This window comes from Gemmatimonadaceae bacterium (assembly GCA_020852815.1).
GTDB lineage: Bacteria > Gemmatimonadota > Gemmatimonadetes > Gemmatimonadales > Gemmatimonadaceae > SCN-70-22.
In genome coordinates, this window is record JADZAN010000046.1 from 237,379 (window position 1) to 263,772 (window position 26,394).

Here is a 26,394-nt window from a genome sequence, read left to right on the forward strand (position 1 = left end):
CACCCGCCAGGTGCACGGCACCGCCGGTCAGAGGATGTACTTCCGCAGGTCCTCGTCTTCCAGCACGCCCTTGAGGCGAGCCTGCACCATGGCCCGGTCCACGGTCACCAAAGTGGTGTCCGGGTCAGGGAGCGTGTAGAGGATCTCCTCGAGCAGCGTGGTCATCACCGTGTGCAGCCGCCGTGCCCCGATGTTCTCCATGCGCACGTTGGCCAGCGCCGCCAGGCGCGCCAGCTCCGCCACGCCGTCGTCGGTGAAGGTCAGCGACGCCCCATCGGCCTCGACCAGCGCCGCGTACTGTTTTGTCAGCGCATTCTCCGGCTCCGTCATGATGCGGACGAAGTCGCCCTCGGTGAGCGGCTTGAGCTCGACGCGGATCGGGAAGCGACCCTGCAACTCGGGAATGAGGTCGCTCGGCTTCGACACATGGAAGGCGCCGGCGGCGATGAAGAGGACATGGTCCGTCTTCACCATCCCGTGCTTCGTCTGCACGTTGGAACCCTCGACAATGGGAAGGAGGTCGCGTTGCACCCCCTCGCGCGACACGTCGGGGCCGTGCGTCTCGCCGCGCGTGCCGGCGATCTTGTCGATCTCGTCGAGGAAGATGATCCCCATCTTCTCCACACGGTCGAGCGCATCGGTCACCACGTCTTCCGTGTCGATGAGCTTTTGCGATTCCTGCTCCAGGAGGATGCGCCGAGCGTCGGCGACCTTGAGCATGCGCTTCCTGGGGCGCCGGTGGAGCATGTCCTGGAGCATGTCGGAGATCGACTCCATCCCCTCCCGCGACCCCGGCATCGTCGACACGTCGAACATGGGCGCTGGCGGCGGCATGACCTCGACCTCCACCTCGCGCTGCTCGAGCTGCCCGTCCTTGAGCAGCTGACGGAGCTTGTCGCGCGTGCGCTGGTAGCGTTCGCGCGCCGCGTCGGTGTCCTTCTCCTGCTGCACGGCGCCGCTGGAGGACACGAGGAAGACGTTGCTGCCTGACGAGCCATCGCCCCCTGGCTCAGTCGCTGCCGCTGGTTTGGCTTCGGCGGGGACCGGGAGGAGGAGGTCGAGCAGGCGCTCGTCGACGCGCTCCTGCGCGACGTCCTCGACCTCGCCCTCACGCTCGGTGCGCACCATGTCGATCGCGCTCTCGACCAGGTCGCGCACCATCGCCTCCACGTCGCGCCCCACGTACCCCACCTCGGTGAACTTGGAGGCCTCGACCTTCACGAACGGCGCACCGGAGAGGCGCGCCAGCCGCCGCGCAATCTCCGTCTTCCCCACGCCAGTGGGGCCGATGAGGATGATGTTGTTCGGCGAGATCTCGGTGCGGATCGGCTCCGCGGCGCGCTGCCGCCGCCAGCGATTGCGGAGCGCGATGGCGACGGCCTTCTTGGCGTCGTGCTGCCCGACGATGTAGCGATCGAGCTCGGCGACGATCTGCCGCGGGGTCAGGTCTGCAAGGCGCTCGAGCGCCTGGTCGATTCTCGAGTTCATGACGTTCTCTGGACGGGAGACGGGGGAACGCTTGCCCCAGCGAAGGCTGGGGGGGGACGGAAGTGCGGCGGCCGCGGGCCGCGCGCTCGCGTCCTCGTCAGGCGGTCGGCTCCAGGACGGTGATGTTCTGGTTGGTGTAGACGCAGATGTCGCCGGCAATCTCCAGCGACTTGCGGACGATCTCGGCCGGGGTGAGGGTCGTGTTGCCTGCCAGGGCGCGCGCAGCGGCGAGCGCGTAGCTCCCGCCGGAGCCAATGGCGAGGATCCCGTCGTCGGGTTCGATGACGTCGCCGGTGCCGGAGAGGAGGAAGCCGTTGTTGGCATCGGCCACGATGAGGAGCGCCTCGAGGCGTCGCAGGACGCGGTCGGAACGCCAGTCGCGCGCGAGCTCGACGGCGGCACGCGGCAGGTTGCCGCTGTAGCGCTCGAGCTTTTCCTCGAACTTGTCAAAGAGGGTGAAGGCGTCGGCGGTGGCCCCGGCAAAGCCGGCGACGATGCGACCGCCGGCCAGCGTCCGCACCTTCTGGGCGCGCGCCTTCATGACCGTGTCGCCCTGTGTCACTTGTCCGTCGCCACCAATGGCGATCTTGCCGTCGCGGCGCACGGCGATGATGGTCGTGGCGTGAAAGCCGGGGAACGAGGCGGAGTGCGAAGACATGGCGTTAGGCTCGGGGGTGTGCCTTCTGGTGCACCTGCTTGAGGCGCTCGACGCTGGTGTGCGTGTAGATCTGCGTGGTGGAGATGCTGGCGTGGCCCAGGAGCTCCTGCACGGCGCGCAGGTCGGCGCCGGCGTCGAGGAGGTGCGTGGCAAAGGTATGGCGCAGCGAGTGCGTCGAGAGCCCCGCGTCCTCGTCCACCTGGTCCAGGAAGCGCGTGACCACGAGCTGGATGGCACGGGCACTCATCCGCTTGCCGGTGCGCGAGAGGAAGAAGGCGCGCCGGTCGCCGGCATTCCCCACCTGGCGCAGCAGCTCGTCACGCCGCGCTTCGTAGTTCCGCAGCGCGCGCTGCGCGTGGTCGCCAACGGGTACAATGCGTTCCTTGCGCCCCTTGCCGCGCACCTTGACCTGCTGCGAGACCAGGTCCAGGTCGCCCGTGCTGATCCCGCGCAGCTCCGACAGGCGCAATCCGGTGGAGTAGAACAGCTCGAGGATGGCGAAGTTGCGCACGTCGGGAAACGCCCCCTCCCACGCGCGCGCCTCGGCTGCCTGGAAAAGGATGTCCACCTGGGCGCGATCGAGGTAACCGGGGAGGTACTTCTCCAGCTTCGGCGAGCCGACGGCGCGTGCCGGGTTGGCGTCGACGACCTCCTCGCGCTGCAGGAAGCGATAGAAGGTGCGCAGCGCCGACAGGGCGCGCGCAATCGACCGCTTGCCCAGTCCCTTGCGGGTGAGGTAGCCCAGGTAGCCGCGCATCACCAGGCGGTCCACGCCATCCCACGCCAACGACTCGCTGCCGCGCTGCTGCGAGAGATAGCTCACGAAGCCGTCCAGGTCGCGCGCATACGCCTTGAGCGTGTGCGGCGACACGTCGCGCTCCTTCTCCAGGTGGAGGAGAAACTCGGCGAGCTCGCCGGGGCGGGGCGGCCGCTCGTCGCTCATCGCGCGCCGACGCTCACCGGCGCCTCGCCGGTGGCGGCCATCCACTCCGCCAGCTCGCCTAACGCGCGCTCCGACAGCCGCTCCTTCTTGAGCCGCTTGTCGCGCGGCGGGTCGGGGAGCTCGTCCAGCAATCCGAAGTTGGCGTTCATTGGCTGGAAGTGGCGCGGATCGGCCTCGCGCAGGTAGCGATAGAGCGCACCCAGCATGGTGCGTGGCGGCGGGAGCACCGGCGCCTCGCCGCGCAGGAGTCGCGACAGGTTGATCCCCGCCAGCAGCCCGGTCGCCGAGCTTTCCGTGTATCCCTCCACCCCGGTGAGCTGCCCGGCAAAGAGCAGCTGCGCATCGTCGCGCAGCGAGAGATGCGGCGTGAGCGAGGCCGGCGTGTTGAGGTAGCTGTTGCGGTGGATGGAGCCGTAGCGCAGGAACTCGGCCTCGGCGAGCCCCGGGACCATGCGGAAGACGCGCTGCTGCTCGGGGATCCGAAGCCGCGTCTGGAAACCCACCATGTTCCACATCTGGCCACCCTTGTCCTCGCGCCGCAGCTGCAACGCCGCCCACGGACGGCGCCCGGTGCGCGGGTCGGTGAGCCCCACCGGCTTCATGGGCCCGAACCGCAGCGTGTCGCGCCCGCGCTTCACCATCTCCTCGGCGGGCATGCACCCCTCGAAGTACGGGACCGCGTCGAACTCATGCGCATGAAACTGGTCCGCCGAGCCTAACGCGTCGATGAAGGCCTCGTACTCGGCGCGCGTGAACGGGCAGTTGAGGTACGCCCCTTCGTCACTCGCCCCATCCATTGTCTCCTTGTCGTAGCGCGAGGCGCGAAAGGCGACCGTGTGGTCGATCGAGTCGACGGCGATGATGGGCGCGATGGCGTCGTAGAAGGCAAGCGCCTCGCCGCCCAGGCGCGCGCGGATCGCCTCGGCCAGCGCGCTGGATGTCAGCGGCCCCGTAGCGATGATTCCCGGCGAGGGAAGCGCGGTCACCTCCTCGCGCACCACCGTCAGGCGCGGATGCGCCAGCAGGCGATCGTGCACTCCCGCCGAGAAGAGGTCGCGGTCCACCGCCAGCGCCGAACCGGCCGCGACACGTGCCTCGTCGGCCGCCGTGAGGATGAGCGAGCCGAGTGCGCGCATCTCGGCTTTGAGCAGTCCGTGCGCGTTGGAAAGTTCGGTGCTCTTGAAGGTGTTGGAGCAGACGAGTTCGGCCAGCCGGTCGGTCTTGTGCGCCTCCGTGCCGCGCACCGGCCGCATTTCATGCAGCACCACCGCGTGCCCACGCTCGGCGAGCTGCCACGCCGCCTCGCTCCCGGCGAGCCCTCCGCCGACGATGTGAACCGCGCTCCCGGACTTCGACATACCGCGACAATCTAGAGGACGAGAGGACGAGAAGACGAGAAGACGAGAGGACGAGAAGGGCGTACCCCGCGCCGAGTCTGGCGCTCGAGGGTCCAAACCTCGTCTTCTCGTCCTCTCGTCTTCTCGTCTTCTCACCTCAGACTGCTGCCGCCACTTCCTCCTCGGGGCGCGTCACGTCCCACTCGTTCTGGCACTTGAGGCAGCGGCGGTACTCGCCGCGCGTCTTGTTCGACTTGCCCTCGGCGCCGACGTAGCCGCACTCCGGGCAGGTCTCGGCAACGGGGCGGTCCCACACCACGAAGTCGCAGTTGGGGTAGTTCTCGCAGCCGAAGAAGATCTTCCCGCGCGCCTTGCTGCGGCGCTGGGCGATTTCTCCGTTGTCCTTGGGGCAGCGCACCCCGGTGGGCATGGAGCGCGTGCCGCGACACTTGGGAAACTTCGAGCAACCGAGGAAGTCGCCGGTGCGGCCATGGCGCACGACCATTGGCGCGCCGCATTCGTGGCACTTGTACTCCGTCAGCTGCGCCGGCTTGCGCTCACCGGAGACGGGGCGCGTGTAGTCGCAGTTCTTGGGATGGTTCTCGCAGGCGACGAACGGGCCGAAGAAGCCCCCCTTGGGCACCAGCTTGCCACCGCACTTGGGGCAGCGCTCCTTGTCCAGCGCCGAGAGGTCGTGCGCCTCGCCGATGAGCGCCGGAAGGTCGACGTCCTCGAGCGATTCCTCGAACGGGCGCCAGAAGTCCTTCAGCACGCGGCGCCACTCGAGCGAGCCGTCCTCGATCTTGTCGAGTTCCTCCTCCATCTCCGACGTGAAGCCCACGTTGAAGACGTTGGGGAACTGCTTGACCATCACCTTCTCCACGCTCTCGCCTAACGACGTGGGGGTGAAGCGGCGCTGCTCCAGCAGGACGTAGCGCCGGTCAGCCAGCGTGGAGATGATCGACGCGTACGTCGACGGGCGCCCGATCCCCAGCCGCTCCAGCTCCTTCACCAGCGACGCCTCGGAGTAGCGCGGCGGCGGCTCCGTGAAGTGCTGGTTGGGGGTGAGCGCGTTGAGCGGGATCTTCTCCCCCACCTCGGCCACCGGGAGCGCCTGCTCGTCCTCGAGCGCCTTCCCCTCGCCGTCCTCGCGCGCCTCGCGATAGAGCGCCAGGAAGCCGCGGAACTTCACCACGGAGCCGGTTGCACGGAACTGGTAGCGCCGCGCGTCGCCCTCGACCTTGAAGTCGATGGTGGTCGTGTCGAAGATCGCCGGCGCCATCTGCGACGCCATGAAGCGCTGCCAGATGAGCTGGTACAACTTGAACTGGTCGTCCTTGAGGTACTTCCGCACCGAATCGGGGGTGCGCGACGGGTCGGTGGGGCGCACGCTTTCGTGCGCGTCCTGCGCGTTGGCCGCCTGTGCCGCCTGTCCGCGCGCCGACGTCGAGCCGTAGAGCTGCGGCGCCGTGGCCAGGTATCCCTTGCCGAACTGCTGCTCCAGCACCTCGCGCGCCTGCAGCGCCGCGCTCTCCGCCACGCGCGTGGAGTCGGTACGCATGTACGAGATGAGGCCGACCGCCCCTTCATCCTTCCCCAGCTCGATCCCCTCGTAGAGATCCTGCGCCAGGCGCATGGTGCGCTTGGAGCCGAAGCCGAGCTTCTTGGCCGCCTCCTGCTGCAGCGTCGAGGTGGTGAACGGCGCCGCCGGGTTCTTGCGGCGCTCGCGGCGCTTGACGTCGGCGACAGGAAAGACGCCTAACGCCCCCTGCGCCGACTTCTTCAGCGACGCCGCCAGCTGCGCCGCGGCGCGCGTCACGTCGTCCACGATCCCCGTCGCCATTCCCGCGTTGGGGATCTCCACCTTCTTCTCGTCGATCGCGTGCAGCTTGGCGGTGAACTTCTGCCCGCCCTTCTCCAGCTCCGCGGCAACCGACCAGTACTCCTGCGCCCGGAATGCGCGAATCTCGCGCTCGCGCTCGACAATCAGCCGCAACGCCACGGTCTGCACGCGCCCCGCCGAGAGCCCCTTCTTCACCGTCTTCCACAGCAGTGGCGACGCCTTGTAGCCGACGAGGCGGTCCAGCACGCGCCGCGCCTGTTGCGCGTCGACGAGCTTCATGTCGATGTCGCGCGGGCGATCCATCGCCGAGCGCACCGCATCCTTGGTGATCTCATGGAAGAGGATGCGCCGGATCGGCGCCCCCCCCTTCCGGCGGATCTGCTCCGCCACGTGCCAGCCGATTGCCTCGCCCTCGCGATCAGGGTCGGTGGCGATGAAGACGGCGGTCGATTCCTTCGCCGCAGCCTTCAACTCGGCCATCGTCTTCTCCTTCCCGGCAATCGTGACGTACTCGGGCTCGAATCCCTTGTCGACATCGATCCCCAGCTTCTTCTCCGGGAGGTCACGCACGTGCCCGATGGTCGCCTTCACGCGATAGCCGCGCCCCAGGTACTTCCCGATGGTCTTGGCCTTGGCCGGCGACTCGACGATCACCAGCGCCGACGTTCCGGCGACAACTGGCTCCTCGACCTCGGCGACAGCGGCGCTTCGCCGAGTGCGCGTCGACGCGGCGGGAGCCTTGGTCGACTTGCTCCGCTTGGCCGCCGCCGTGCGCTTGGTGCTCTTCTTGGCCGACGGTCGTGCAGAAGCGCCACGCCCCGCAATGCGGCGCGTGGTTGGCGCTTCGGTCTCGTCGACAGCTTTCTTCTTGACTGGCATGGCTCAGTGTATGGTCACATGGTCGGGAGGGGGGCCCAACTCGTCGGGCCCTCCCGACTCCATCAGTGCGCGAAGATCATCCAGGGCGATGCGTCCCTCGAGCTGCGAGAGCGCGCGATCGATGACCCCTTCCAGCTCGGTGGCGGTCACCAGGCCGGCGTGGGAGAGCGAGAGCAGGTGCCCCCACGCCTCGGTCGTGAAGCGCCCGCGCTCGTGCGGGCCGAGTACCCGGAACGGGATGGACGACGACTTGACCGAAGCCGGCCGGGGTTCGGCGTGCAGTGAATTATCGGTGAGCCAAGCCAACATGATCTCACCGATTTCGCGCCGATCGTACCCTTCCGACGACAGGAATGCCTCGACCTCCGAGACCTCCGCGCCGCCGGGAAAGCGTTCGCGGAGCCGGGTCAGGAGGTGCGACAGGCGATCGTCCATGGCCTAACCTATCCCCACGCCCCAAGACGTGGCAAGCTCGGCCGCCCTTGAGACAAGTTCTTGCAACGCAAGAGTTTCGGTATCCAGTACGGCGTCTGCCGTGGCGTACGCCGCCGCTCGTTCCCGCTCCAGGCGGGCCAGTTGGGCCAGCGGATCGCTCCCCCTAAGTAGAGGACGGAGGCCCACTTCGTTCCCCATCCGGGCCAGCGCGGTGGCCGGCGAGACGCGCAGGTGGACGATGCGCGCGGGGGGGCGAAGGAGCGACACCACGTCGGGCTGCGTGATCCATCCCCCCCCCGGCGACACCACCCCTGACGGGGCCAGCGCCAGTCGCCGCGTCGCCTCCCGTTCCAGGGCGCGAAAGCCCCCTTCCCCGTCGCGCGCGAAGATCTCGGCGACGCTTTGCCCCGCCTCCCGCTCGATTTCCCGGTCCAGGTCGACGAACGGGACGCCGAGGTGCGACGCCAGGCGCTCGCCCATCGTCGACTTCCCCGCCCCCGGGAGCCCGACCAGGACGAGGTGAACGCTGCGAGCCGCTGTCGCTGCCGGCGCGCTCACGCGGGGTCCGCGACCGTCGCGCCGTCTGGCCGCGCGGCGGCAGGCGCCGGAGCGCTGTCGGGCGCCGCATCGCCGGTGGAACTTCCGTCAGCCGCAACGGCCGCCGCCAGGCGCCCGCTCCCCACGCGCTGCGCCACGCGCCCCAGGTAGCCCTCGACGTTGCGCCTGGTCTCGCGCAGCGAGTCGCCGCCGAACTTCTCCAGCCACGCCTGCGCGAGCACGAACGCAACCATCGCCTCGGCGATGACTCCCATTGCCGGCACGGCCGTGACGTCGGAGCGCTCGGCCACCGCCGCCGCCGCCTCGCCCGTGGGAATCTCCACCGTGCCTAACGGGCGCATGAGCGTGGCAATCGGCTTCATGGCCACGCGCACAACGAGCGGCTCCCCCGTGGTGATCCCTCCCTCCAACCCGCCGGCGCGATTGCTGCGCCGCTGGACGTTGCCGGCCAGCGTGCGGCCGGCGGCGGCGTCGATCTCGTCGTGCACCTGCGAGCCCGGGCGCTCGGCCGCCTCGAAGCCCAGCCCGATCTCGACCCCCTTCACGGCGGGAATCGACATCACGGCCGCCGCGAGCCGCCCATCGAGCTTGCGGTCCCACGACACGTGCGACCCCAACCCTACGGGGAGCCCGCTCACCAGCACCTCGCACACGCCGCCTAACGTGTTGCCGGCGCGCTTGGCCTCGTCGATCAGCTCGATCATCCGCTGCTCGGCATCGGGGTCGAGCGTGCGCACGGGCGAGGCGTCGGCCACCAGGTTGAGGTCGTGCGGAAGAAGCGCCGGGATCTTGGCATCGATCCCGCCCAGCGAGATGACATGCGACTCGACGCGGACGCCAAAGGCGGCGAGCAGTTGGCGGCAGATGGCGCCGGCGGCCACGCGCGCCGTCGTCTCGCGCGCCGAGGCGCGCTCCAGGATGTCGCGGGCGTCGTCGCGATCGTACTTGAGGAGCCCCGCCAGGTCGGCGTGTCCCGGCCGCGGGCGCGTCACCGCGCGCTTGCGCGCCCCTGAGGCATCCTCGGGGCGCAACGCCGGGTCCATGATCTCCGCCCAGTTCTTCCAGTCGCGGTTGCGCACCAGCATCGCCACCGGACCGCCTAACGTCTCGCCGCCGCGCACCCCCGACAGGAACTCGATCTCGTCCTTCTCGATCTGCATGCGCCGCCCGCGGCCGTACCCCTGCTGGCGGCGGGAAAGGTCGGCGTTGACCTGCTCGGCGGTGACCGGGAGTCCGGCCGGGACCCCCTCGAGGATCGAGACGAGCGCGGGACCGTGCGACTCGCCCGCGGTGGTGAAACGGAGCATTGGATCGCGTCCTGGGAAAAAACGCGCGAGCCCGGCGGATGGCCGGGCTCGCGAGTCGGTGGAAGCGGCCGAAGCCGCCCGTGTGCGGCTCAGGTCGAGCCGCACCTCGTCATCGTGGCACGTTGTCGATATCGCCTGTCCGAACATCTATGACCACGAGTCCCTCTTTGGTCAAGCCGAAGAGCTTCACCACCAGGGTCGGGTCGGCCGACCGTTCGGCCGGCGACGGGAGGGTTGCGCGGAGCGGGCCATACAGATTCTCGCGAATCGGGATGCGGCCGCGCAGGCGATAGCTGTAGGAATCGACGATCTGGATCGACTTGTCGCCCGAGGCCACGAAGGCCACGCGCGCGGTGCTGTCCGCGGTGTTCTCGTTGAAGTTGCGCGGATGGAAGGCGATCCCGGCGCCGGAGTTGAACGTGGCGTACTTCCCCTGCAGCCGCAGCGAGGAGTCGGCGAAGAAGGTTTCCTCGCCGTGCACGCCGATGTTCGACGAGTTCCGGTTGATGTCGAGGCCGTAAACCTTGTCCGACGCGTTGTCGGTGAGGTCGGCGACTTCGATGGGCTGCGAGTACACCGCCCCGTTGGCCGGCGTCCCGCTGGGGTCGTAGACCAGGAGAACGCGCCCCGCACGATTCGGGGTGTTCCCCTCGCCGAAGGCCACGCGGCGACGGTCACCGCCCACCGCCACGAAGTTCGTGTCGGGGAGGGCCAGCGACCCCACGTCGAGGTCCTTGATCGCTTCCACGTTCCCGTTGATCGGGTCCGTGCGCAGCGCGGCGACGGCCGCCTCGACCGTGGTCGAGTTCACGCACACCGCGGAGTCGGGCGACTGCCCCGGCGTGTGCTCGCAGATGATGATCTTGTCGGGGACGCCGCTCTGTCCCTCGATCACGTCGACGAAGTCGGCGTTGATGATGACGTAGTGGTTCTTGAGGAAGGCCCCGTACTGCCAGATCTGGCGCGGCTCGGCGCGGGCATCGAGGAAGTTGTCGATGCGGCGCAGCGTGCCGGGCGTGGCGGTCGCGGTGGGCCTGGTCGAGTAGTACAGCGCACCCGACGCGGCCTGCGCGATGTACTGCGGGCGGTCCGAGTAGTCGATGGGGGGCGGCACCTTGAACTTGAAGCCGCCGCTGGTCTCGTCCTTGGAGTACGTCACGTCGTACACGTACTCGTTGGACGTCTTCACGCGCCCCACTTCCTGGCGGTCGATGAGCGACACCTTGGACACGTTGGTCCCCGCCGAGTTGGCGACGAGGAGGAGCGAGCCCGAGTTGTCGATGATCATCCCCCACGGCTGCGCGCCGACGGCAATGGCCGGGAGCGACTGCAGGGTGGCGGAGTAGTTCCACGCCTCGACCTGGTTCTTGGTGAGGTTGGAGACAAACACTCGCGTGCGGGTGGTGTCGACGGTGATGTCGGCGCCAAGGCTCCCGTCGGGCATCCCGTAGGTGAGGCCGTAGGCGTAGACGGTGGCGTCGCGCTTGGCGAGCGTGTCGCTGTTCACCGGGACGCTGGCCCCCGTGGGGACGGCGTAGCCGGTCCGCCCCGCCACGTCGGTGGCGTACGCGGTGATGAACAGCGCCTGGCCGCGCAGCGCGATGGGCGCGCCCCACAGCTTCCGCCGGGTCACCTGCTGGACCGGGGTCGCCAGGGTGTCGGCGGCGCGATAGATGACCGTTCCCGCGGAGTTCTTGGCGATGAAGCCGATGATGCGGACGAGTCCATCGGAGTCGCGCGCCGAGAGTTCGACCGAATCGGGGGTCTCGAGGCGCGCCGGGATGTCCTGGTAGACGACCGGCGGCAGGAGGTCGGGTCCGGCAGCCGCAATGCGCACCTGGAAGGTTTCCCCGCTTCCACGCAGCGCATCCCGGTTCTCGGCGAACGGCGTGATGCTGATATTGGTGCCGGCGGCGAGCCCGTTCGGGATCTGGAACGTGTAGGTGACGGTATCGCCCTTGGGGTACGGGACCGCGAAGAGCGTCGAGTCGCCCTTGGCGAAGCCGGTGGCGGTGGCGCGGTAGCCTACCTTCGTGATGCCGGTGGTGTCGAGCACCGCCAGGTCGAAGGAGTAGGTGCCGCCCACGATCACGTTCGGCTGCGGCTGCACGAAGGCGATGTGCGGGACGTTGGGGTCGAAGGCGATGGCCGAGGCCTCGCCGCTCGCCGCGTTGCCCGCGCCGTCCACGACGGAGCTGAGCACCCTGACCTTCTGGCCCGGGCGGACCCCGGCGAGGGTGATCTTGAGGGTCTTGGTGAACTCGGACAGCCCCGCGCTCACGGCGCTGGAGTCGCGCCCCACGAGAAAGCTGTCGGCGTACACACGGGTCACCACCCACTGCAGGGCGGAGTTGTCCTTCGCGTCGATCGCGACGGACAGCGGCGCGCGGACCGAGACGGAATCGTTCCCGGCGCTCCCCACCGTCCCCGTGAGGGCGATGGTGAGCTGGGGGATGATCTTGTCAGCGGCCGACGACGCGATCTCCGTGCTGCCGCAGCCCGCGGCCCAGCTTCCTGCCAGGGCCGTGAGCAGCGCCGGGGCGACGCGACGAATGTTGGTCTTCATCGGGTTAGGCTCCGGATTGGTTTACTTGCTGCTCCCATCGGGCGGGCGAACGGCTTCGCCTTCGTCGATGATGTGCGGCGTGATGAGGATCAGCAGGTCCTTCTTCTCCTCGCGCGTCTCGGTCTGCGAGAAGAGCCTGCCGATGAGCGGAAGCTCGGAAAGGATCGGGATCCCCGACTTGTTCTTGTTGACCTGCGTCTGCGTGAGCCCGCCGATGACCGCCGTCTCGCCGTTGTTCACGAGGAGCTGCGTCTTGGCGTTGCGCTTGTTGATGATGAAGCCCAGGTCGCCGCCGACGATGTTGAGGTCCGACTGCTCGGCCTCCATGGTCATGCGGATCTGCCGGTTGTTGGTGATGTGCGGCGTGACCGTGAGGATGATGCCGGTCTCGCGGAACTGCACGTTGGCGCGGGCCGGCGCCCCGATCTGGGCGATAGACCCGGCGTCGATCACGCGGACCGGCGTCTCCTGGCCCACGAACATGCGGGCCTGGCGGTTGTCGAGCGTGACGATGCTCGGCTCGGCCTGGATGTCCGACAGCTGCGTCTCGCGCAGCGCGTCGAGGAACGACGTGAGCGAGTACTTGCCTAACGCGGTGGAGAAGATCAGGTTGAGCGCCGAGCCCTGCTTGTACTTGCGCGTGGCGTTCGAGACGCCGGCCAGCGCGTCACCGCCCAGCTCCACGCGCGAGTCGAACGTTCCCGGCGAGGTCTGCCCCTCGGGAATGCGCGGGAGGAGCGTGTTGAAGAAGGTCCCGCTCGAGCCCAGGTCGTACGACAGGCCGAGTTGCTCGATCTGCGTGCGCGACACCGAGATGATCTTCGCCTTGAGCGCCACCTGCGGCGTGCGGACGTCGAGTCCCTTCACGTACTGCAGGAGGTCGGGGAGGCGCGACGTGACTTCGGTGATGATGAGCGAGTTGGTGCCGCTGTCGGCGGCAACCGTGCCGCGGATGATGCAGCCACTGTTCATCCCCGCCGCACCCCCCTGCCCGGGGTTTCCGCCCCCCGTGGAGGCGCCGATCGGGCATTCCTTGTACAGGAGCCCCTGTACCGTACTCACCAGCGAGGTGGCCGCGACATAGTTGATGTTGACCATCTGCGTCGTGACCGGCTCGCTCGACTGCTTCTCGAGGATGTTCTTGTAGCTGTCGACCGTGATGATCCCGGACGGGTCCTCGCTCGCGGCGAGTCCCTGCGCCTCGAGAATCGCCTTGAGGGCGACGTCCCAGGGCTGGTCCTTGATCTCGGCCGTCACCGTTCCCGTCACTTCCTTCCCCACCACGAGCGTGCGCCCGGAGAAGGTGGCAAAGCCGGCGAGGACGTCGCGGATGTCGGCGTCCGACCAGGTGACGGTGATGCGCGGCTGCTGCGCGGGGCGCTGCTGCGCGCGCGCGGCGGGCTGCGCCGGACGCGCCGATTCCGTATCGGCCGGCGCGGCGCGCTCGGCGCGCGGCTCGGCGCGCGGCTCGGCGCGGGCCTGCGATGCGGCGCGGGCGATCGCCGCCTCAACCGCGGACGTGGTGTCGTCCTGCGTTGCCGGGGCGGCGTCGGACTTCTCGACGGCGCCGGCGGAGACTTCCGTCGTCACCTTCTCCTCGGCGCGCGGCGCGGCCGGCGTCGGCGCGGAGGGCGCGATCGACTCGGCGAGGAGGGCGCCTGACGAGTGCCAGGCGGCGAACGAGGCGTCACCCTTGATGGCGATGCGCACTTCGCCGTCGCCACGCGTCACCGTGTAGGCGCGCGGGCCATCGACATCGAGCACCACGCGCACCACGTCGACGCGGTACTGCGACGTGCGGATGTTGGTAATCCCGCCGCGGGCGACGCGATCGTAGCCCGTTCCCAGCGACCCGAGGCGGGCGCCGGTGAGGTCGAGCACGATGCGGTGCGGGGTGGGGACGGTGAAGTCCTGTACCGCGACCGGTCCGGAGAGCGCGATCACCACTTCTGCCTGCCCCTGGCCCGGCACGAGCGAGAGCCCGGTGACCGCGCTGGCGGCGTCGACTGGCGTGCGAACATCCGACGGATCGATGTGCGCAGCGCGCGCGGTCGACGCGCCGACGCACAGCGCGACGGCCGGCAGTGCGGCCAGCGTCCAGAAACGCCTCATTGCTTCCTCTCTTTGTTGGAATCCCCGAGGGCCAGCGTCTCCTGCCGGCTGTACCCGAACTCTTCGATCGTGAACACCACCGCCTTCGGGGTGATGCTCGCCACGCGCATGCGGCCTAACGACTGGCCGACGCGCACGCGGTATTGGTCCTTCGTGCCGACGTCGCGCAGGACGGCGACCGAGTTGCGCCCGGACTCGTCGTAGGTGACGCCGACGAGGCGCAGGTCCGACACCAGCGGGCGCAATTCACTGGTGGTCATGAGCGAGATGAACGGGTCGCGGCGCCCGCTGCGGTCGTAGGCGAACGTTTCGCGCTCGAACGCGGCGCCAGCCGACTTGGCCGGGGCGCTGGACACCGCCGCCGAGCCGGCGGCACTGTCGGTGGCTGTGACGCGGCCGCTGGCGGAGGGGCGACCGCTCTTCTCCCCCTTGGCGCCGGTGTCGGCCGCCGACTCGTCCGGCAGCGTGGAGTTTGCCGCCACCTGCCGGTTGGTCGCTGCCACCGCACGCTCGGCCGTGCGCTTGGGCTGCATGATGTTGGGGATCGACTGCGCCGCCACCGGAGTGGCCGCCAGCAGCAATCCCATCGCGAACGCGGCGCGCGTCATGACTTCCCTCCCTTGGGGCTCCCCGACGTCCTGGCGACGTAGGTCTGGATCTCGAACTTCGTGTCGAGCTGCGAGCCGCCGACCGACCGCTTGTCCTTCGCGCCGCCGTCGCGGGAGCCCATCGCCGACGGCGTGAGCGCCACGTTGACCGGCGCGATGATGCGGGTGAGCGAGCCCACGTTCGTGAGGAACTCGGCGACCGAGTGGTAGCCACCCGTCACCATGATCTTGTAGCGATACGTGTCGAACTGGTCGCCCTCGATCACCGGCTCCGGCTGCACCGTCGCGATGTCGAGCCCCACGCGGCGTGCCGCGGTGGAGACCTGTTCGAGGAGCGCCGGGACCTCGTTCCCCGTGGGGACGAGCTGGCGCATGACTTCGAGGTCGCGCGCATGCTGCGCCGCCTCGGCCTTGAGCGCCTCGACATTCCCCGTCTTGAGTTCGGCGCGGGCGCGGCCGTTGCGCGACTCCAGCGTGTCGACGCGCTGCGTGAGCGTCACGATCTCCGCGCCCTTGGGCGAGAAGACGTACGTCCAGTAGAGACCAATGAGGGCGAGCGCCGCGATGCTCACGAGGAGCATGGCCTGCTCGCGCTGGGACTTCGGAGGGAAGGCCATGGCTACTTCACCGAGAGGGAAACGGGGGCGGTCGTGATGAGTGCCTTCTCCGGGCGCTCGTATTCGGCGTCCAGCTGGAACTCGGTGACTTCCTTGCCATCGACCATCACCAGCTCCGAGCGCGCCAGCTGCACGTTCTGCACGAACGGCGACGTTTCGAGGAGCTTCATGAAGCGCGTCAGCGCCTGGATGTCGACCGTGTTGCCGATCAGGCGAAAGCGCAGCGCCTCGGTGCTGGGCTGCGGGTCCTGCTTCTTCGCGGCGGCGGCGGCGGGAGTCTCACCCGCTGCTGCCGTCTGTTTGGGGTCCTTGGCCGGGGCGGCGGGGCCGGCCGCCGGCGCCGATGTCCCGCTCGTCTGCGAGATCGACTTGAGCCAGGTGTACGGCGGGAGCGCGCGCGACACCTCGTCGAGGATGTGCGGCCAGACGAAGCGATCGTTGTCGATCGAGCGGATGATCTCGAGCTGGCGAACCACCGAGTCACGCTTGGCTTCGGCCTTGCGACGTTCCTTGAGCACGACGGCAAAGCGCGACGAGTCGCGCACCGCCTGTTGCTCCCGCACCTCGAGCTCGGAGAGCCTGGATCGCTGGGTGAGGTGCATCCCGCCGATGGCAGCGGCGGCAATGACGACGCAGGCCACGGCGGAGATGAGATAGGGATCGCGCACGCGCGCCGAGGCACCGGCCACGGCGGTCTTGAGCGAGAACCCCGCTCCGCGCCCCTTCGACTTGTCGGCGCCTGGGAGAAGATTGATTTCGATCATCGTTGGAATCTCTCGGGATCGCTCAGGCAGCCTTGCGCAGGGCGAGGCCAATGGGGAGCATGAGGAGCGGGGCGACTTCGTCGGTGACGAGGTTGTCGAGCGCGCCCTCGCGCACGCGGATGTTGGCGAGCGGGTTGGCCTGCTCCACCGGGAGGCGCAGGCGGCGTCCCAATGCATCGGCGAGCCCCGGGACGCGGGCACCACCGCCGCAGAGGTACACGGCGCGCATCTGCCCGCCGGAGCGCGACGACGACGCCAGGAAGGCGGCGGCGCGCTCGACACCGACGGCGATCTCCTCACCGCGGTTCTCGATCACCGCATCCAGGTGCGGCGAGCGATCGTAGCCCTGCAGGAGCGCCTCGGCCTCATCGGCGCCGAGCCCGCGCTCGCGCTGCAGATCCTCGCGGAAGCGGCGCGTCCCCACCGTGAGGTCACGGGTGAGGATCGGGACGCCTTCGTCGAGGATGTTGATGTTGGTGACTTCGTGGCCGATGTTGATCAGCCCCACCACACCGCTCATCGCGTCCGGGTGGTTGACCTCGAAGGCGTTATGCAGCGCGAAGGCGTCGACGTCGACGATCGCGGTGCCGAGCCCGGCGTCGGTGAGGAGGCGCATCTTCGTCTCGATGAGGTCGCGCTTGGCGGCGACGAGCAGGACGCTCATCTCCATGCCATCGCCCTCGGGATCGAGGATCTGGAAGTCGAGTTCCACCGACTCCATGTCGAAGGGGACGTGCTGCTCGGCTTCCCAGCGCATCAGTTCGCGCGCCTGCTGCTCCTTGACGCGCTCGATCTGGATCTTCTTGATGATGACGTCGCGCCCGCCGACGGCCGTCACGACGTCTTTCGTCTTTAGGCCAGACTGTTCGATGGCGCTGCGGATGGCATCGGTGACGATACCGGGATCCATGATCTCGCCCTCGACGATCGCGTCGGCGAGCAACGGCGTGATGACGACTTTTGCGAGTTCCGGCTCGCCGCGGCCGTGGTCGATGACCGCGACCTTGATGAGCCCCGAGCCGACGTCGAGGCCAATCGTCGTCTTCTTGCGACCGAAGAGCGCCATATCGAGAGGGAGGGTGCGGTGGAGGAGCGAGGGGTGCGCGCGGAGTGCGCGGACTGGGACATGCGAGACGATTTGACCGAAGGATCGGTCGATACTGCCATTCACACGACCGCCTATGGCGCGGGGTAACAGCAGAATGCGCGTGCTGTTGCGTTTTCTGGTGGGCGTGCGTCATATCACCATCGGGGCGTGACTGGCCGTCCCGACCCCCCGCGGCACGCGCACCTGGTGCGTGCATGGCGCGCATCGCCTGCATCGCCTGCGTCGCCTGCATCGCCTGCGTCGCGCGCATCGAGCGGTAGTCGCGCCGAGCACCCGTCAGGCGCTGTGCCTCAACGGAACGGGCTCCAGGAGCGCTTCGCCACGCGAACCAGGGGAGCCGCACGCTCCAGCGCGAGGTCGACGGCGCAGCGCGAACGCTGCACCAGCGTCTGCCCGTCCAGGATGCTATGATCGCCAGCTGCAACGTTGCGGTCGCCCGCCAGCGCAAGACCGAGCAGCGTCCCGCCAATGCCCGACGAGCGCAGGTCGTCGCGCACGATCACCACGCCGGCAAAGCGCGCCCCCGCACTCAGCGTCAGGTCGCCCTCGACCAGCAGCACCCCCTGCCCCGCCCCACCACGCACCTCCACGTCGCCCTGCGCCCAGATGAGCGGCGCGTACGACGCGCAGGGACCGACCCCGCCAGGATCGCCCCAGTTGGAGCTCACGCTACGGTCGCATTGACCGGCCGCGAGCACGCTCGCCGGCGTGACGATCCCCCCTGGGGGAACGACGATGGTCGCCCTGCTCGTCAGGCTCGCCCACGTCTCACCGCCAAAGACGGAATAGCGCGACGCGAATGCCGCCGACGAGTCGGACGTGAGGGCGGGGAGCCCCGTTGCGCGCCCTCCGCTCCCCGCCCCGCACACGCCGTCGCACAGGTGCGTGGTGTCGGGCATGGCGATGGCCGCCGTGTGCGAGAGCGGCGCGCACAGCCCTCCCCACCCGACGAGCGCGGTGTCAGTCCCGACTACACGCGCGCTGCCGGCGAGCGTGACGCTGTCGCGCGCCACCAGCGCCGCGTTGGCCGGCACGTCGGGAATGGCGAGGCGATACGCGACCTGCACGGTGCGGCGCGCCAGGGTGTGCTGCGCCGAGTCCCCCGCGCTTCCCGTGCTCACGCTCCACCACGCGGTGCGCGTGAGACGTGTCAACCATCGCTCGGCGCTGCCGCCGATGAGCGCGACGGTGTCGGGGCCGATGGTCGCGCCAACCGGAAGCCCCTCATGCGGCATGGCCTGCCAGGCGCGCAAGAGGTCGTAGGCGCCGGCATCGGCGGCGTTGGAGGCCCGGCGCATGGTGGACTCGTCGCGCGCGCGGCGAAAGTCGGCGTGCGCGAGGTGCATGCTGGCCACCGAGAGGAGCGCGACCAGGAGGAGCGCCACCAGCGCGACGAAGAGCGCGATCCCGCGGCGCGGGCGCTGCGCACGGTGTGTCATGGCGAGTTGCGGAGCACGAGGCGAAGGGTGAGCGAGTCGCGGCGCGCTCCGCGCGCAACGCCGTCCACGCGGACCTGCTGGCGCGTGGTGGCGCCTAACGCCACGTAGGCACCGCGGGCGGTGCTGGCCGGCGTGGGGGTGACCGAGGCACCGGCGGAGTCGACCCACCGGACCGAGAAGCCGCTCGTTGCGCCGGGAGCGGCATAGGGGAGGAGCGGCCCCGCCACCGGCTGGATGGTGTTCCACGCCGCGGCGCCGTGGTTCCACTCCGTCCAGCCGAGCATCCACTCGCCGGCCGAACGATAGAGCGCGAAGCGTTCGGCGCGTCGCACCCGGACCACCGAACCGGGTAGCACGGTGGCCGGCAGCGACGGCGACAGCGTGAGGCGCCACCCCTGCGTCGCGGCGTCGGCGATGGAATCGAGATAGGGCGAGTGCAGGCACGGTGCGGCGCGCAGCGCAATCGCGGTGATGGCCCCGTGATACCACGCGTCGTCGTGGCCCGCTGGCGAGGCCCCCTCGTCGAGGATCGCGACCGAGTCCCCCGGTTGCGGCGCGGTGTTCCACCAGGTGAGCGTGGCCCCGGAGGAGAGGTGCGGATCGGCAACGTCTATCGATCCGGCGCCGACGGCGCAGGCGACGGCACATCCCACGGTGCCCTGCAGATGAATCGAGGAGTCGCTCCCCGCCACAAGGTCGCCGTCGCCAGGCGCGACCGCCGCCAGCGCCCCATCCACCGCGAAGGCCGCAACGGCAAGCTGCGCGCGCTGGTCGGCCATCGTGGCGACGCCGCGCGCGAAGCGATTCGAGCGGTCAAGCAGGCGCACAACCGCCGCCCCCAGGAGGAGGGTGATGACGAGTGCCGCCAGCAACTCCACCAGGGCGAAGCCGAGTGGTGGCGAGGGGAGGTGAGCCCCAGGGCGCGACGTTACTCGCACGGGATGATGGCCTCCTCCACCACCGGGGTGCCGACGCGCGGCGATGTGGGGGTGAGGACGGCGTGCACCCGACGTGTCCCGGCCGGCGCTGCCACCGACCATCGCACGACTCCCGCGCTCGTGCTCGCGGTGCCGGCGGCAAGCGCATGGCAGGGGGCCGCGCGCAGCGAATCGACGACGTGTGCCGTCTCCCGCGTCGCGAGCGCCACGGCGCGCGCCGTTGCGGCGAGCCGCGCCACGAAGGTGGAGACGGAGGCAACGCCGAGCGCGGCGATGGCGAGGAGGACCAGCGCCACGACCGTCTCGACCAGGGTGAATCCCGGCCGCGATGGAGGCGTGGGGTGACGACGAGCGATGCGAGACATGCCGGAACGTTAGGCATGCCTCGCGCGCATCTCCCTACCGAAATCGTGCGCCTTGTACCAAAAGCGCGGCAACTTGGCGGTACGGGGGGGGAAAGCATCGAGGGCGACGCCGGGGAGCGTCGCCCTCGAGAGGAGCAGCCGGAAGGGAGGTGGCTGCGTCCTATCCCATCAGGTCGTGCTTAGTTGCACTTCGGCTCGGCTTCGACCGTCGCCGGCGAAACCGCGGCGACACCGACGAAGATGGCGCAGGTGCGGGTCGTGGCGGTGTGGCCAGCAGTGGCGCTCCAGCCCGTGCCGCCCGAGGCGCTCGCGGTCACCGTCACGCCAGCCGATGGGACGAAGCCGTACAGCGAGCTCGTGCCGCCCGACGTGTTCGCCGCCGAACCCGCGACGTACACCTGGTTGTCCGCGAAGTAGGACTCCTGCGTGGTGGCCATGTTGCGGAGGTCCGACTTCATCGACGCGAGGTACGCCTTCTCCTTCGTGTTGGCAAACTTCGGGATCGCGATCGCGGCCAGGATGCCGATGATCACGACGACGATGAGGAGTTCGATCAGCGTGAAGCCCTTGCGAGTCTTGTTCAGCATTGGTGGTCTCCGGGTTGTCCGACAGGGGATGGTGAAGTGAGCTAGAGGACTGGGCCGTTCTCGGGACTCAGGAAAAGCAATCGGTGGACCAGCGGCGGATACTCTGTCGAAGTGCTTGTTCGACAACGAGTTGGATGATTTCTTGGACTGCCAGCAGACCGCGAGTTCTGGAGTGTTTTGCACGCTGTCTTGCAGTCTGCCACACGTCCAACATCGTCGCGTGGCGCCCTCAGGTCCGTCCATGCCCTTCCGATCAGTCCGTCGTGCGACCGTCCGGCAGGTCACTCGCTAGACGCGGGGAATCCGGACTTCGTAACACGCACTGCCCAAACGACCTAAACCCTGCCGAGCGCGTGGGCAAACGGTGTCGTGAATCACCACTCAGAGAAGATTGAAGCGCACAATGTGCCAGAAGGCGGCGACGCCGTCCTTCCAGTTGATCTTCTTCCCTTCGGCGTACGTGCGGCCCGCGTAGGTGATGGGGACTTCATAGATGCGCGCCTTGACCTGCGCCAGGCGCGCCGTGATCTCCGGCTCGAAGCCGAAGCGATCGGTCGTGAGCGTCAATGAACGCGCCACCTCGCCACGCACCGCCTTGTAGCACGTCTCCATGTCGGTGAGGTTGAGGTTCGTGAACATGTTGCTCACCGTGGTGAGGATGAAGTTCCCCACCGAGTGCCAGAAGTAGAGGACGCGATGCGGCCCGCCAAGGAATCGCGAGCCGAAGACGGCGTCGGCCTTCCCCTCGATGATTGGGTCGAGCAGCACCGGCCAGTCCGCGGGGTCGTATTCCAGGTCGGCGTCCTGCACGATGACGATGTTGCCGCTGCTGGCGGCGAGCGCGGTCCGAATGGCCGCGCCCTTGCCGCGATTCACCGGTTGGTGAATCAGCGTGTCGATGAGCCCTTCCGCATGCAGCCCGTCGAGGATCTCGCGCGTGCCGTCGGTCGAGCAGTCGTTGACGCAGATGATCTGTTTGCGAACGGGGACGGCGTGCACCTGGTCGAGGATGAGGCGGATGGTGTGGCGCTCGTTGTAGACCGGAATGAGCACCGAGAGCACCACATCCTCGCGCACGAGCGGCGTGCGCCCCCGCATGTAGGGGGTGCTCCCTTCGATGGTGCCGGTGAACGACGGCGTGGGAATGCGCGGTAAGGTCATCGAGCGACTCGTTCGAAGATCATAACGTGCGGCGTCTGCGCCGCTTCGCGAAGGACGGGCGGGGTGCGCGCCGACAGGGTGCGCGCGGTGCGCACGCCCACCTCGCTGGAGACGATGAACCAGCGCGGACTATAGATGGAGAACAGCTCGTCGACCACGGCGACATCCTCGGCGTCCGTGAGGGGGCGCACGCGCTCGGCGGCGGTGAAGGTCGACGTGGGGACCGACTTGCGCCCCGTGTACAGGTACACGATGAGGTCATCCTCGGTGGAGAGCACATCGGTGGGCGCCGTGTGGCGCGCGACCCATTCCACCGTGGGACGTGCGCGAACACCCGCTTTCTGCTGCACCGCGATCCACCACTTCTTTCGGTAGCCAGTTCCGTTGTACCACAGGTAGCCGCCGGCCATTCCGAGTGCGACGATCGCGACCACCGCGCGCCATGGCGGCACGGCCAGGCGCGGTAGAGGTAACGACCAGCAGGCCATCACGCCGTACCCCGCCAAAGGGAAGAAGAGCGGCCAGATGGCCAGGAGGAAGCGGTTGGGTTCAAAAGGCCACAGCATGACGACCAACATATAGCACGCGAGGTAGGTTACCGTCACCGGGGCATTGCGTGCGTACCGTTTCGTTCCCGAGAGGAGGAAGACGACGAGCGCCGTGATGGCGATGGCGCGTGGCCAGGTCGCAACCACCGGGAAGAGCATGTAGCTGACGGTGGAGTCGATGTCCTGGAAGTTCTTGAGGATGGAGGCGCGGGCAAAGTCCCACCCGCCCTGCGAGTACCCTTCCACCAGCCACGCCCCATACGAGCCGTACTTCCCCACCAGGGGGTGCGCCATCTCGCCCTGGTAGGCGCCAACCCAGGTTTGCCACGGCACGAGGAAGATCGCGGCGCCAACGCCTAACGCGATGATGGCCCCCCACCGGCGGCGGAGGAGGAGAATGAGCCCCGCCGCGGGTACGGCGAACACCCCCAGCGTACGCACCATCGCCAGGAGTCCGATGAGGAGACCGGCGATGAAGGCGGTGCGCAGGTCGCCGCGGTCGGCGGCGCGCTCGGTGATGAGGAGCGTCGGGAAGAGGAGGGCGAGAAAGAGCGGTTCGGAGAGGACGACGCCGGTCACGAGGAGGACGGTGACCGAGAGCGTCCCGACGATCGCCGTCAGCGACGCCTGCCAGGGGAGGAAGCCCAGCCGCCGGCGGGTGAAGATCCACGTCCCGGCCGCGGCGGCCGCGAGGAAGAAGGCGTTGGCGAACTTGAAGAGGACGATGTTGTCGGGGAACGACGGCCACAGCTTCCACAGGGCGGCGAGTACGAGCGGATACGCCGGCGGGTAGTGCGTATTGTGCGGGGAGCCCGGGAGGTTGATGAGGCGGAAGCCCTCGCCGGTGGCCAGCGACTTGGCGAGCACCGTATAGATGGCGTCGTCCTGGAAGGCCCCCACCGGCCACGGGGCAATGGTGAGGATGGCGACGACGAGGACGGCGGCGGTGACGGCGAAGAGGGCGAGTCGTTCGCGCGCGAGGTCGGGGGGGGAGGTCGTCCCCTCGGCTTGCGGCACTTGATCGGTAGGCGCGCTCATCACCGGCTCGCTCCGGTTGCAATACCCGGCTGCACCGGCGCGAAGATGGCGCCTGACGAGAGCGCGCGCACGATGCGAAGCTCGCTCGGCGCCGCCTGCACGAGCCCGCGAACTGCATACGTCCCGTACTGCGTCGACGCGAGCACGTAGTCCACGTGATAGGTGGAGAGGATCGTGCGCAGCGAAGCGATGGCGAAGGCCGGAGTCTGCGCCACCAGGTGCTCCTGCGGCGTGAATGCCCCGTTGGGGATTGCGCGGCGCCCGGTGTAGAGGTGGATCAGGACGTCGTCGTCGGTCGCGACGACGGCGTTGCTATCAGTATTGGCCACGACCCACTCGGCGAGCGGTCGCGCGCGGTTGGCGACGGAGCCCTGCACCACGCCCCACCAGTCGCGCGAGACGCCGAGGGCGTTGTAGCCGCCGTAGCCCACCGCGAGAGCGGCGAGCGAGGCCAGGGCGAGCGGTCGCAAGAAGCGTGAGGGAGGAGAGTGGCTTGCTTCGCGCGCGAATGATCCTGTGTGCGCGGAAATGGTTTGGTCGGTGGAGGTGTCGGATGGCATGTTGTTCTTGGGGGGGGCCCCCCACTCCCACACACTCACCACCGACAGCGTAAAGACCAACCCCACCAGCGGCCACACCCCCCACGTGAAGCGAGCGGGCGCGAACGGCCAGATCACCACGATGCCGAGGTACATGACGAGGAAGATCGCCGTGGCCGGCGTCCGTCGCGCCAGCCCCCCCATCCCCAACCCGAAAAAGAAGGCGAGCGCGATCGAGGTCGTGTTCCTCACATACACATTGAGCGTGTCGGTCGCCGTCGACGCCCACCCCTGCGCCACGAGGCTCTTGAGGTTGGCCCACGCCACGTCGCCGAGGAAGACGACGCCGTCGCGGCGCACCGCACCCACGAGCCAGCCGAGATACGACCCGTACTTCCCCAGGTAGATCTCCGGGACTTCCAGCGCATGCGCCCCGACCCACAGCTGCCAGGGGATCGACAGCACGACCGCAGTGGCGCCCAGGGCGAAGGCCGCGCGCCACTGCCGCCTGGCCGCCAGCACCAGCACGGTGGCCGGAACGACGAGGATGCCTAACGTGCGCACCAGCGCCAGCACGGCCGCCGCGGCGCCGGCCACCATCGCATCTGACACGCGGCCGCTCGAGGCGGCGCGTTCGCACGCCAGCAGCGTCGCCGCCAGCAGGCAGAGGAACATCGGCTCCGACAGCACCATCACCGACAACAGGACGACCGGGGCGCATGCGGTGAACAGTGCCACGCCAAGCGCCGCGGCCACCGGCGTGAGTCGCAGCCAGCGGCGGGCAAAGGCGTAGAACAGCGCCGCCGAGGCGCCCAACCAGACGGCGTTGGCGAACTTGAACAGGGTCACGTTCTGCGGAAACGACGGACTCACCTTCCACAACAGCGCCAGCCACGCCGGAAAGAGCGGCGGGTAGTGCGTCGCGTTAGGCGCTCCCGGGATGTTGAGGTAGCGATAGCCCTCCCCGGTGGCCAGCGACTTGGCGAGGACGACGTAGATCCCGTCGTCCTGGAAGACGCCGACCGGCCACGGCCCGATCGCCGCCACCACGGCGCCGAACGCGGCGAGCGCGAGGAGCCAGGGGATGAGTCGCGCGTAGTCGCGCGACGCCGCCGTGTGCCCTGGACTCAAGTCTCGGTCCCGAAGCGCTGCAGCTTCCGATGCAGCGTGGACGGGTCGATGCCTAACGCCTCGGCGGCCCGCGTCTTGTTCCCACCTTCGGATTGCAGCACCCAGAGGATGTAGGCCCGCTCGATCACGTCGAGTGGCGGATTGGGCGTCGCGCGCTCCTCCACCAGCCGCTCCGGGGTGTGCGTCGAGAGCTTCTCGGGGAGCGCCGCCAGCTCGATCGTCGTCCCCTCGGTGAGGATCCACGCGCGCTCCAGCGCGTTCTCCAGCTCGCGCACGTTCCCCGGCCATGGGTAGCGCATCACCATGTCCAGCGCCTGCTCGCTGAGCTGCTTGATTGCCTGGCCGCGCTGCTGCGCGCTGCGCTGCAGGAAGGCGTCGATGAGGAGCGGGATGTCATCGCGGCGCTCGCGCAGCGGCGGCAGGTGGATCGCGATCACGTTGAGGCGATAGTACAGGTCGCGCCGGAAGCTCCCGCGCCGGATCTCCTCCTCGAGGTCACGATTCGTCGCCGCCAGCAGGCGCGTGTTTATCGGGATAGGCTCGGTGGCGCCCACGGGAATGATCTGCCGCTGCTGCAACACGCGCAGCAGCTTGACCTGCGTGGCCGGCGTCGTCTCGCCGATCTCGTCGAGGAAGAAGGTCCCCTTCTCCGCCGAGGCGAAGAGTCCCGACTTGTCCTTCACCGCGCCGGTGAACGACCCCTTCACGTGGCCGAACAGTTCGCTTTCCAGCAGGCTCTCGGGAAGCGCACCGCAGTTGATCGACAGGAAGGGCCCCTCCGTGCGCTGCGACAGCTCGTGGATGTAGCGCGCGATGACCTCCTTCCCCGTCCCCGACTCGCCCTGGATGAGCACCGTCGAGTCGGTGGGGGCGACGGTCTCCGCCAGGCGCAACACGTCCTGCCAGGGCTTGCTCTTCCCCACGGGACGCGACGCCCCCGTCTTGTCGCGGCGCTTGATCTCCTGCTTCAGCACCTTGTTCTCCACCCGCAGGTGGCGGTGCTCCGTGGCTCGGCGCAGGATGGCCAGCAACTCGTCGTTGCGGAATGGCTTCTGGATGTAGTAGAACGCCCCCTCGTTCACGGCCTGCATCGCCGACTGCAAGGTGGCCTGCGCGGTCATGAGGATCACCGGCATGTCAGGGTCCTTCTGCCGGGCGGCACCGAGAATCTCCAGCCCACCAACCGCCGGCATCCGGATGTCGCTCAGCACCACGTCCGGTGCCAGCGTCTCGATCTGCTCCAGCCCCTGCCGCCCGCCTAACGCCACGTGCGGCGTGAAGCCCTCGTTCTTGAGCAGGATGCGCAGCGACTCGAGGATCCCCGCCTCGTCGTCCACCACCAACACGTTGGGGCCGTTGTTGCCATGGCCGGCGTTGCCGCTGCCGTTGCCGTTGCTGTTGCCGTTGCCGTTGCGGTCGGTCACG

The 26,394-nt window shown here is 68.8% G+C and carries 22 protein-coding genes; all 22 read right to left on the reverse strand.

From position 1 onward, the window contains the following. Positions 1-27 precede the first annotated feature (27 nt). Positions 28-1,488: an ATP-dependent protease ATPase subunit HslU gene (gene hslU, locus IT359_20965; protein ID MCC6931473.1), complete on the reverse strand. Its 1,461-nt coding sequence runs from the start codon at positions 1,486-1,488 to the stop codon at positions 28-30. A gap of 97 nt (positions 1,489-1,585) precedes the next feature. Continuing rightward, positions 1,586-2,146 carry an ATP-dependent protease subunit HslV gene (hslV, locus tag IT359_20970; GenBank protein ID MCC6931474.1) on the reverse strand — a complete coding sequence of 187 codons (561 nt, stop codon included), beginning with the start codon at positions 2,144-2,146 and terminating at the stop codon, positions 1,586-1,588. 4 nt (positions 2,147-2,150) lie between these two features. Further along, entirely contained in the window at positions 2,151-3,089 is a 939-nt protein-coding gene (locus IT359_20975) for a tyrosine recombinase XerC (GenBank protein MCC6931475.1), read from the reverse strand. Further along, positions 3,086-4,447 (reverse strand): methylenetetrahydrofolate--tRNA-(uracil(54)-C(5))-methyltransferase (FADH(2)-oxidizing) TrmFO, encoded by a 1,362-nt coding sequence (gene trmFO, locus IT359_20980; GenBank protein MCC6931476.1) that lies wholly within the window; start codon positions 4,445-4,447, stop codon positions 3,086-3,088. The genes IT359_20975 and trmFO overlap by 4 nt, the downstream gene beginning before the upstream one ends. Before the next feature lie 136 nt (positions 4,448-4,583). After that, positions 4,584-7,148 (reverse strand): type I DNA topoisomerase, encoded by a 2,565-nt coding sequence (gene topA, locus IT359_20985; protein ID MCC6931477.1) that lies wholly within the window; start codon positions 7,146-7,148, stop codon positions 4,584-4,586. Between the two features lie 3 nt (positions 7,149-7,151). Next, on the reverse strand, positions 7,152-7,583 hold the full coding sequence (locus tag IT359_20990) for a DUF494 family protein (GenBank protein MCC6931478.1): 432 nt from the start codon (positions 7,581-7,583) through the stop codon (positions 7,152-7,154). Between the two features lie 3 nt (positions 7,584-7,586). Then, on the reverse strand, positions 7,587-8,141 hold the full coding sequence (locus IT359_20995; GenBank protein MCC6931479.1) for a hypothetical protein: 555 nt from the start codon (positions 8,139-8,141) through the stop codon (positions 7,587-7,589). After that, a complete protein-coding gene (aroC, locus tag IT359_21000) occupies positions 8,138-9,448 on the reverse strand; it encodes a chorismate synthase (GenBank protein MCC6931480.1) in 1,311 nt (436 codons plus the stop codon). Before aroC ends, IT359_20995 begins: the two co-directional genes overlap by 4 nt. A 109-nt stretch (positions 9,449-9,557) precedes the next feature. Continuing rightward, positions 9,558-12,014, reverse strand: coding sequence for a hypothetical protein (locus IT359_21005; protein ID MCC6931481.1), 2,457 nt, complete (start codon positions 12,012-12,014; stop codon positions 9,558-9,560). A 21-nt stretch (positions 12,015-12,035) separates the two neighbouring features. Then, the gene (locus IT359_21010) at positions 12,036-14,126 is read right to left on the reverse strand and encodes an AMIN domain-containing protein (protein MCC6931482.1); all 2,091 of its coding nucleotides are present in this window, start codon (positions 14,124-14,126) and stop codon (positions 12,036-12,038) included. Next, positions 14,123-14,734 carry a hypothetical protein gene (locus IT359_21015; GenBank protein MCC6931483.1) on the reverse strand — a complete coding sequence of 204 codons (612 nt, stop codon included), beginning with the start codon at positions 14,732-14,734 and terminating at the stop codon, positions 14,123-14,125. The genes IT359_21010 and IT359_21015 overlap by 4 nt, the downstream gene beginning before the upstream one ends. Next, the gene (pilO, locus tag IT359_21020; protein MCC6931484.1) at positions 14,731-15,351 is read right to left on the reverse strand and encodes a type 4a pilus biogenesis protein PilO; all 621 of its coding nucleotides are present in this window, start codon (positions 15,349-15,351) and stop codon (positions 14,731-14,733) included. The genes IT359_21015 and pilO overlap by 4 nt, the downstream gene beginning before the upstream one ends. 2 nt (positions 15,352-15,353) lie before the next feature. Next, positions 15,354-16,115, reverse strand: a complete 762-nt coding sequence (locus IT359_21025; protein MCC6931485.1) for a PilN domain-containing protein — start codon at positions 16,113-16,115, stop codon at positions 15,354-15,356. 22 nt (positions 16,116-16,137) lie between these two features. After that, a complete protein-coding gene (pilM, locus tag IT359_21030; protein MCC6931486.1) occupies positions 16,138-17,181 on the reverse strand; it encodes a type IV pilus assembly protein PilM in 1,044 nt (347 codons plus the stop codon). Positions 17,182-17,513: 332 nt separating this feature from the next. Beyond that, on the reverse strand, positions 17,514-18,662 hold the full coding sequence (locus IT359_21035) for a hypothetical protein (protein MCC6931487.1): 1,149 nt from the start codon (positions 18,660-18,662) through the stop codon (positions 17,514-17,516). Then, positions 18,659-19,600, reverse strand: a complete 942-nt coding sequence (locus IT359_21040; protein ID MCC6931488.1) for a hypothetical protein — start codon at positions 19,598-19,600, stop codon at positions 18,659-18,661. Before IT359_21040 ends, IT359_21035 begins: the two co-directional genes overlap by 4 nt. Beyond that, the gene (locus IT359_21045; protein ID MCC6931489.1) at positions 19,591-19,965 is read right to left on the reverse strand and encodes a prepilin-type N-terminal cleavage/methylation domain-containing protein; all 375 of its coding nucleotides are present in this window, start codon (positions 19,963-19,965) and stop codon (positions 19,591-19,593) included. Before IT359_21045 ends, IT359_21040 begins: the two co-directional genes overlap by 10 nt. 179 nt (positions 19,966-20,144) lie before the next feature. Next, the gene (locus tag IT359_21050) at positions 20,145-20,552 is read right to left on the reverse strand and encodes a prepilin-type N-terminal cleavage/methylation domain-containing protein (GenBank protein ID MCC6931490.1); all 408 of its coding nucleotides are present in this window, start codon (positions 20,550-20,552) and stop codon (positions 20,145-20,147) included. A 381-nt stretch (positions 20,553-20,933) separates the two neighbouring features. Continuing rightward, complete coding sequence (locus IT359_21055; protein ID MCC6931491.1) at positions 20,934-21,713, reverse strand: glycosyltransferase family 2 protein; 780 nt, start codon at positions 21,711-21,713, stop codon at positions 20,934-20,936. Continuing rightward, on the reverse strand, positions 21,710-23,299 hold the full coding sequence (locus IT359_21060) for a hypothetical protein (protein MCC6931492.1): 1,590 nt from the start codon (positions 23,297-23,299) through the stop codon (positions 21,710-21,712). The genes IT359_21055 and IT359_21060 overlap by 4 nt, the downstream gene beginning before the upstream one ends. Further along, positions 23,299-24,969 carry a glycosyltransferase family 39 protein gene (locus tag IT359_21065; protein MCC6931493.1) on the reverse strand — a complete coding sequence of 557 codons (1,671 nt, stop codon included), beginning with the start codon at positions 24,967-24,969 and terminating at the stop codon, positions 23,299-23,301. Before IT359_21065 ends, IT359_21060 begins: the two co-directional genes overlap by 1 nt. Further along, on the reverse strand, positions 24,966-26,393 hold the full coding sequence (locus IT359_21070; GenBank protein MCC6931494.1) for a sigma-54-dependent Fis family transcriptional regulator: 1,428 nt from the start codon (positions 26,391-26,393) through the stop codon (positions 24,966-24,968). Before IT359_21070 ends, IT359_21065 begins: the two co-directional genes overlap by 4 nt. Position 26,394 lies beyond the last annotated feature (1 nt).

Bases quoted from the DNA above. Each gene is read 5' to 3' on its own strand.
- hslU (MCC6931473.1), bottom strand. From the start codon at position 1,488: ATGAACTCGAGAATCGACCAGGCGCTCGAGCGCCTTGCAGACCTGACC.
- hslV (MCC6931474.1), bottom strand. From the start codon at position 2,146: ATGTCTTCGCACTCCGCCTCGTTCCCCGGCTTTCACGCCACGACCATC.
- IT359_20975 (MCC6931475.1), bottom strand. From the start codon at position 3,089: ATGAGCGACGAGCGGCCGCCCCGCCCCGGCGAGCTCGCCGAGTTTCTC.
- trmFO (MCC6931476.1), bottom strand. From the start codon at position 4,447: ATGTCGAAGTCCGGGAGCGCGGTTCACATCGTCGGCGGAGGGCTCGCC.
- topA (MCC6931477.1), bottom strand. From the start codon at position 7,148: ATGCCAGTCAAGAAGAAAGCTGTCGACGAGACCGAAGCGCCAACCACG.
- IT359_20990 (MCC6931478.1), bottom strand. From the start codon at position 7,583: ATGGACGATCGCCTGTCGCACCTCCTGACCCGGCTCCGCGAACGCTTT.
- aroC (MCC6931480.1), bottom strand. From the start codon at position 9,448: ATGCTCCGTTTCACCACCGCGGGCGAGTCGCACGGTCCCGCGCTCGTC.
- IT359_21005 (MCC6931481.1), bottom strand. From the start codon at position 12,014: ATGAAGACCAACATTCGTCGCGTCGCCCCGGCGCTGCTCACGGCCCTG.
- IT359_21010 (MCC6931482.1), bottom strand. From the start codon at position 14,126: ATGAGGCGTTTCTGGACGCTGGCCGCACTGCCGGCCGTCGCGCTGTGC.
- IT359_21015 (MCC6931483.1), bottom strand. From the start codon at position 14,734: ATGACGCGCGCCGCGTTCGCGATGGGATTGCTGCTGGCGGCCACTCCG.
- pilO (MCC6931484.1), bottom strand. From the start codon at position 15,351: ATGGCCTTCCCTCCGAAGTCCCAGCGCGAGCAGGCCATGCTCCTCGTG.
- IT359_21025 (MCC6931485.1), bottom strand. From the start codon at position 16,115: ATGATCGAAATCAATCTTCTCCCAGGCGCCGACAAGTCGAAGGGGCGC.
- pilM (MCC6931486.1), bottom strand. From the start codon at position 17,181: ATGGCGCTCTTCGGTCGCAAGAAGACGACGATTGGCCTCGACGTCGGC.
- IT359_21035 (MCC6931487.1), bottom strand. From the start codon at position 18,662: ATGACACACCGTGCGCAGCGCCCGCGCCGCGGGATCGCGCTCTTCGTC.
- IT359_21045 (MCC6931489.1), bottom strand. From the start codon at position 19,965: ATGTCTCGCATCGCTCGTCGTCACCCCACGCCTCCATCGCGGCCGGGA.
- IT359_21050 (MCC6931490.1), bottom strand. From the start codon at position 20,552: ATGCTGAACAAGACTCGCAAGGGCTTCACGCTGATCGAACTCCTCATC.
- IT359_21055 (MCC6931491.1), bottom strand. From the start codon at position 21,713: ATGACCTTACCGCGCATTCCCACGCCGTCGTTCACCGGCACCATCGAA.
- IT359_21060 (MCC6931492.1), bottom strand. From the start codon at position 23,299: ATGAGCGCGCCTACCGATCAAGTGCCGCAAGCCGAGGGGACGACCTCC.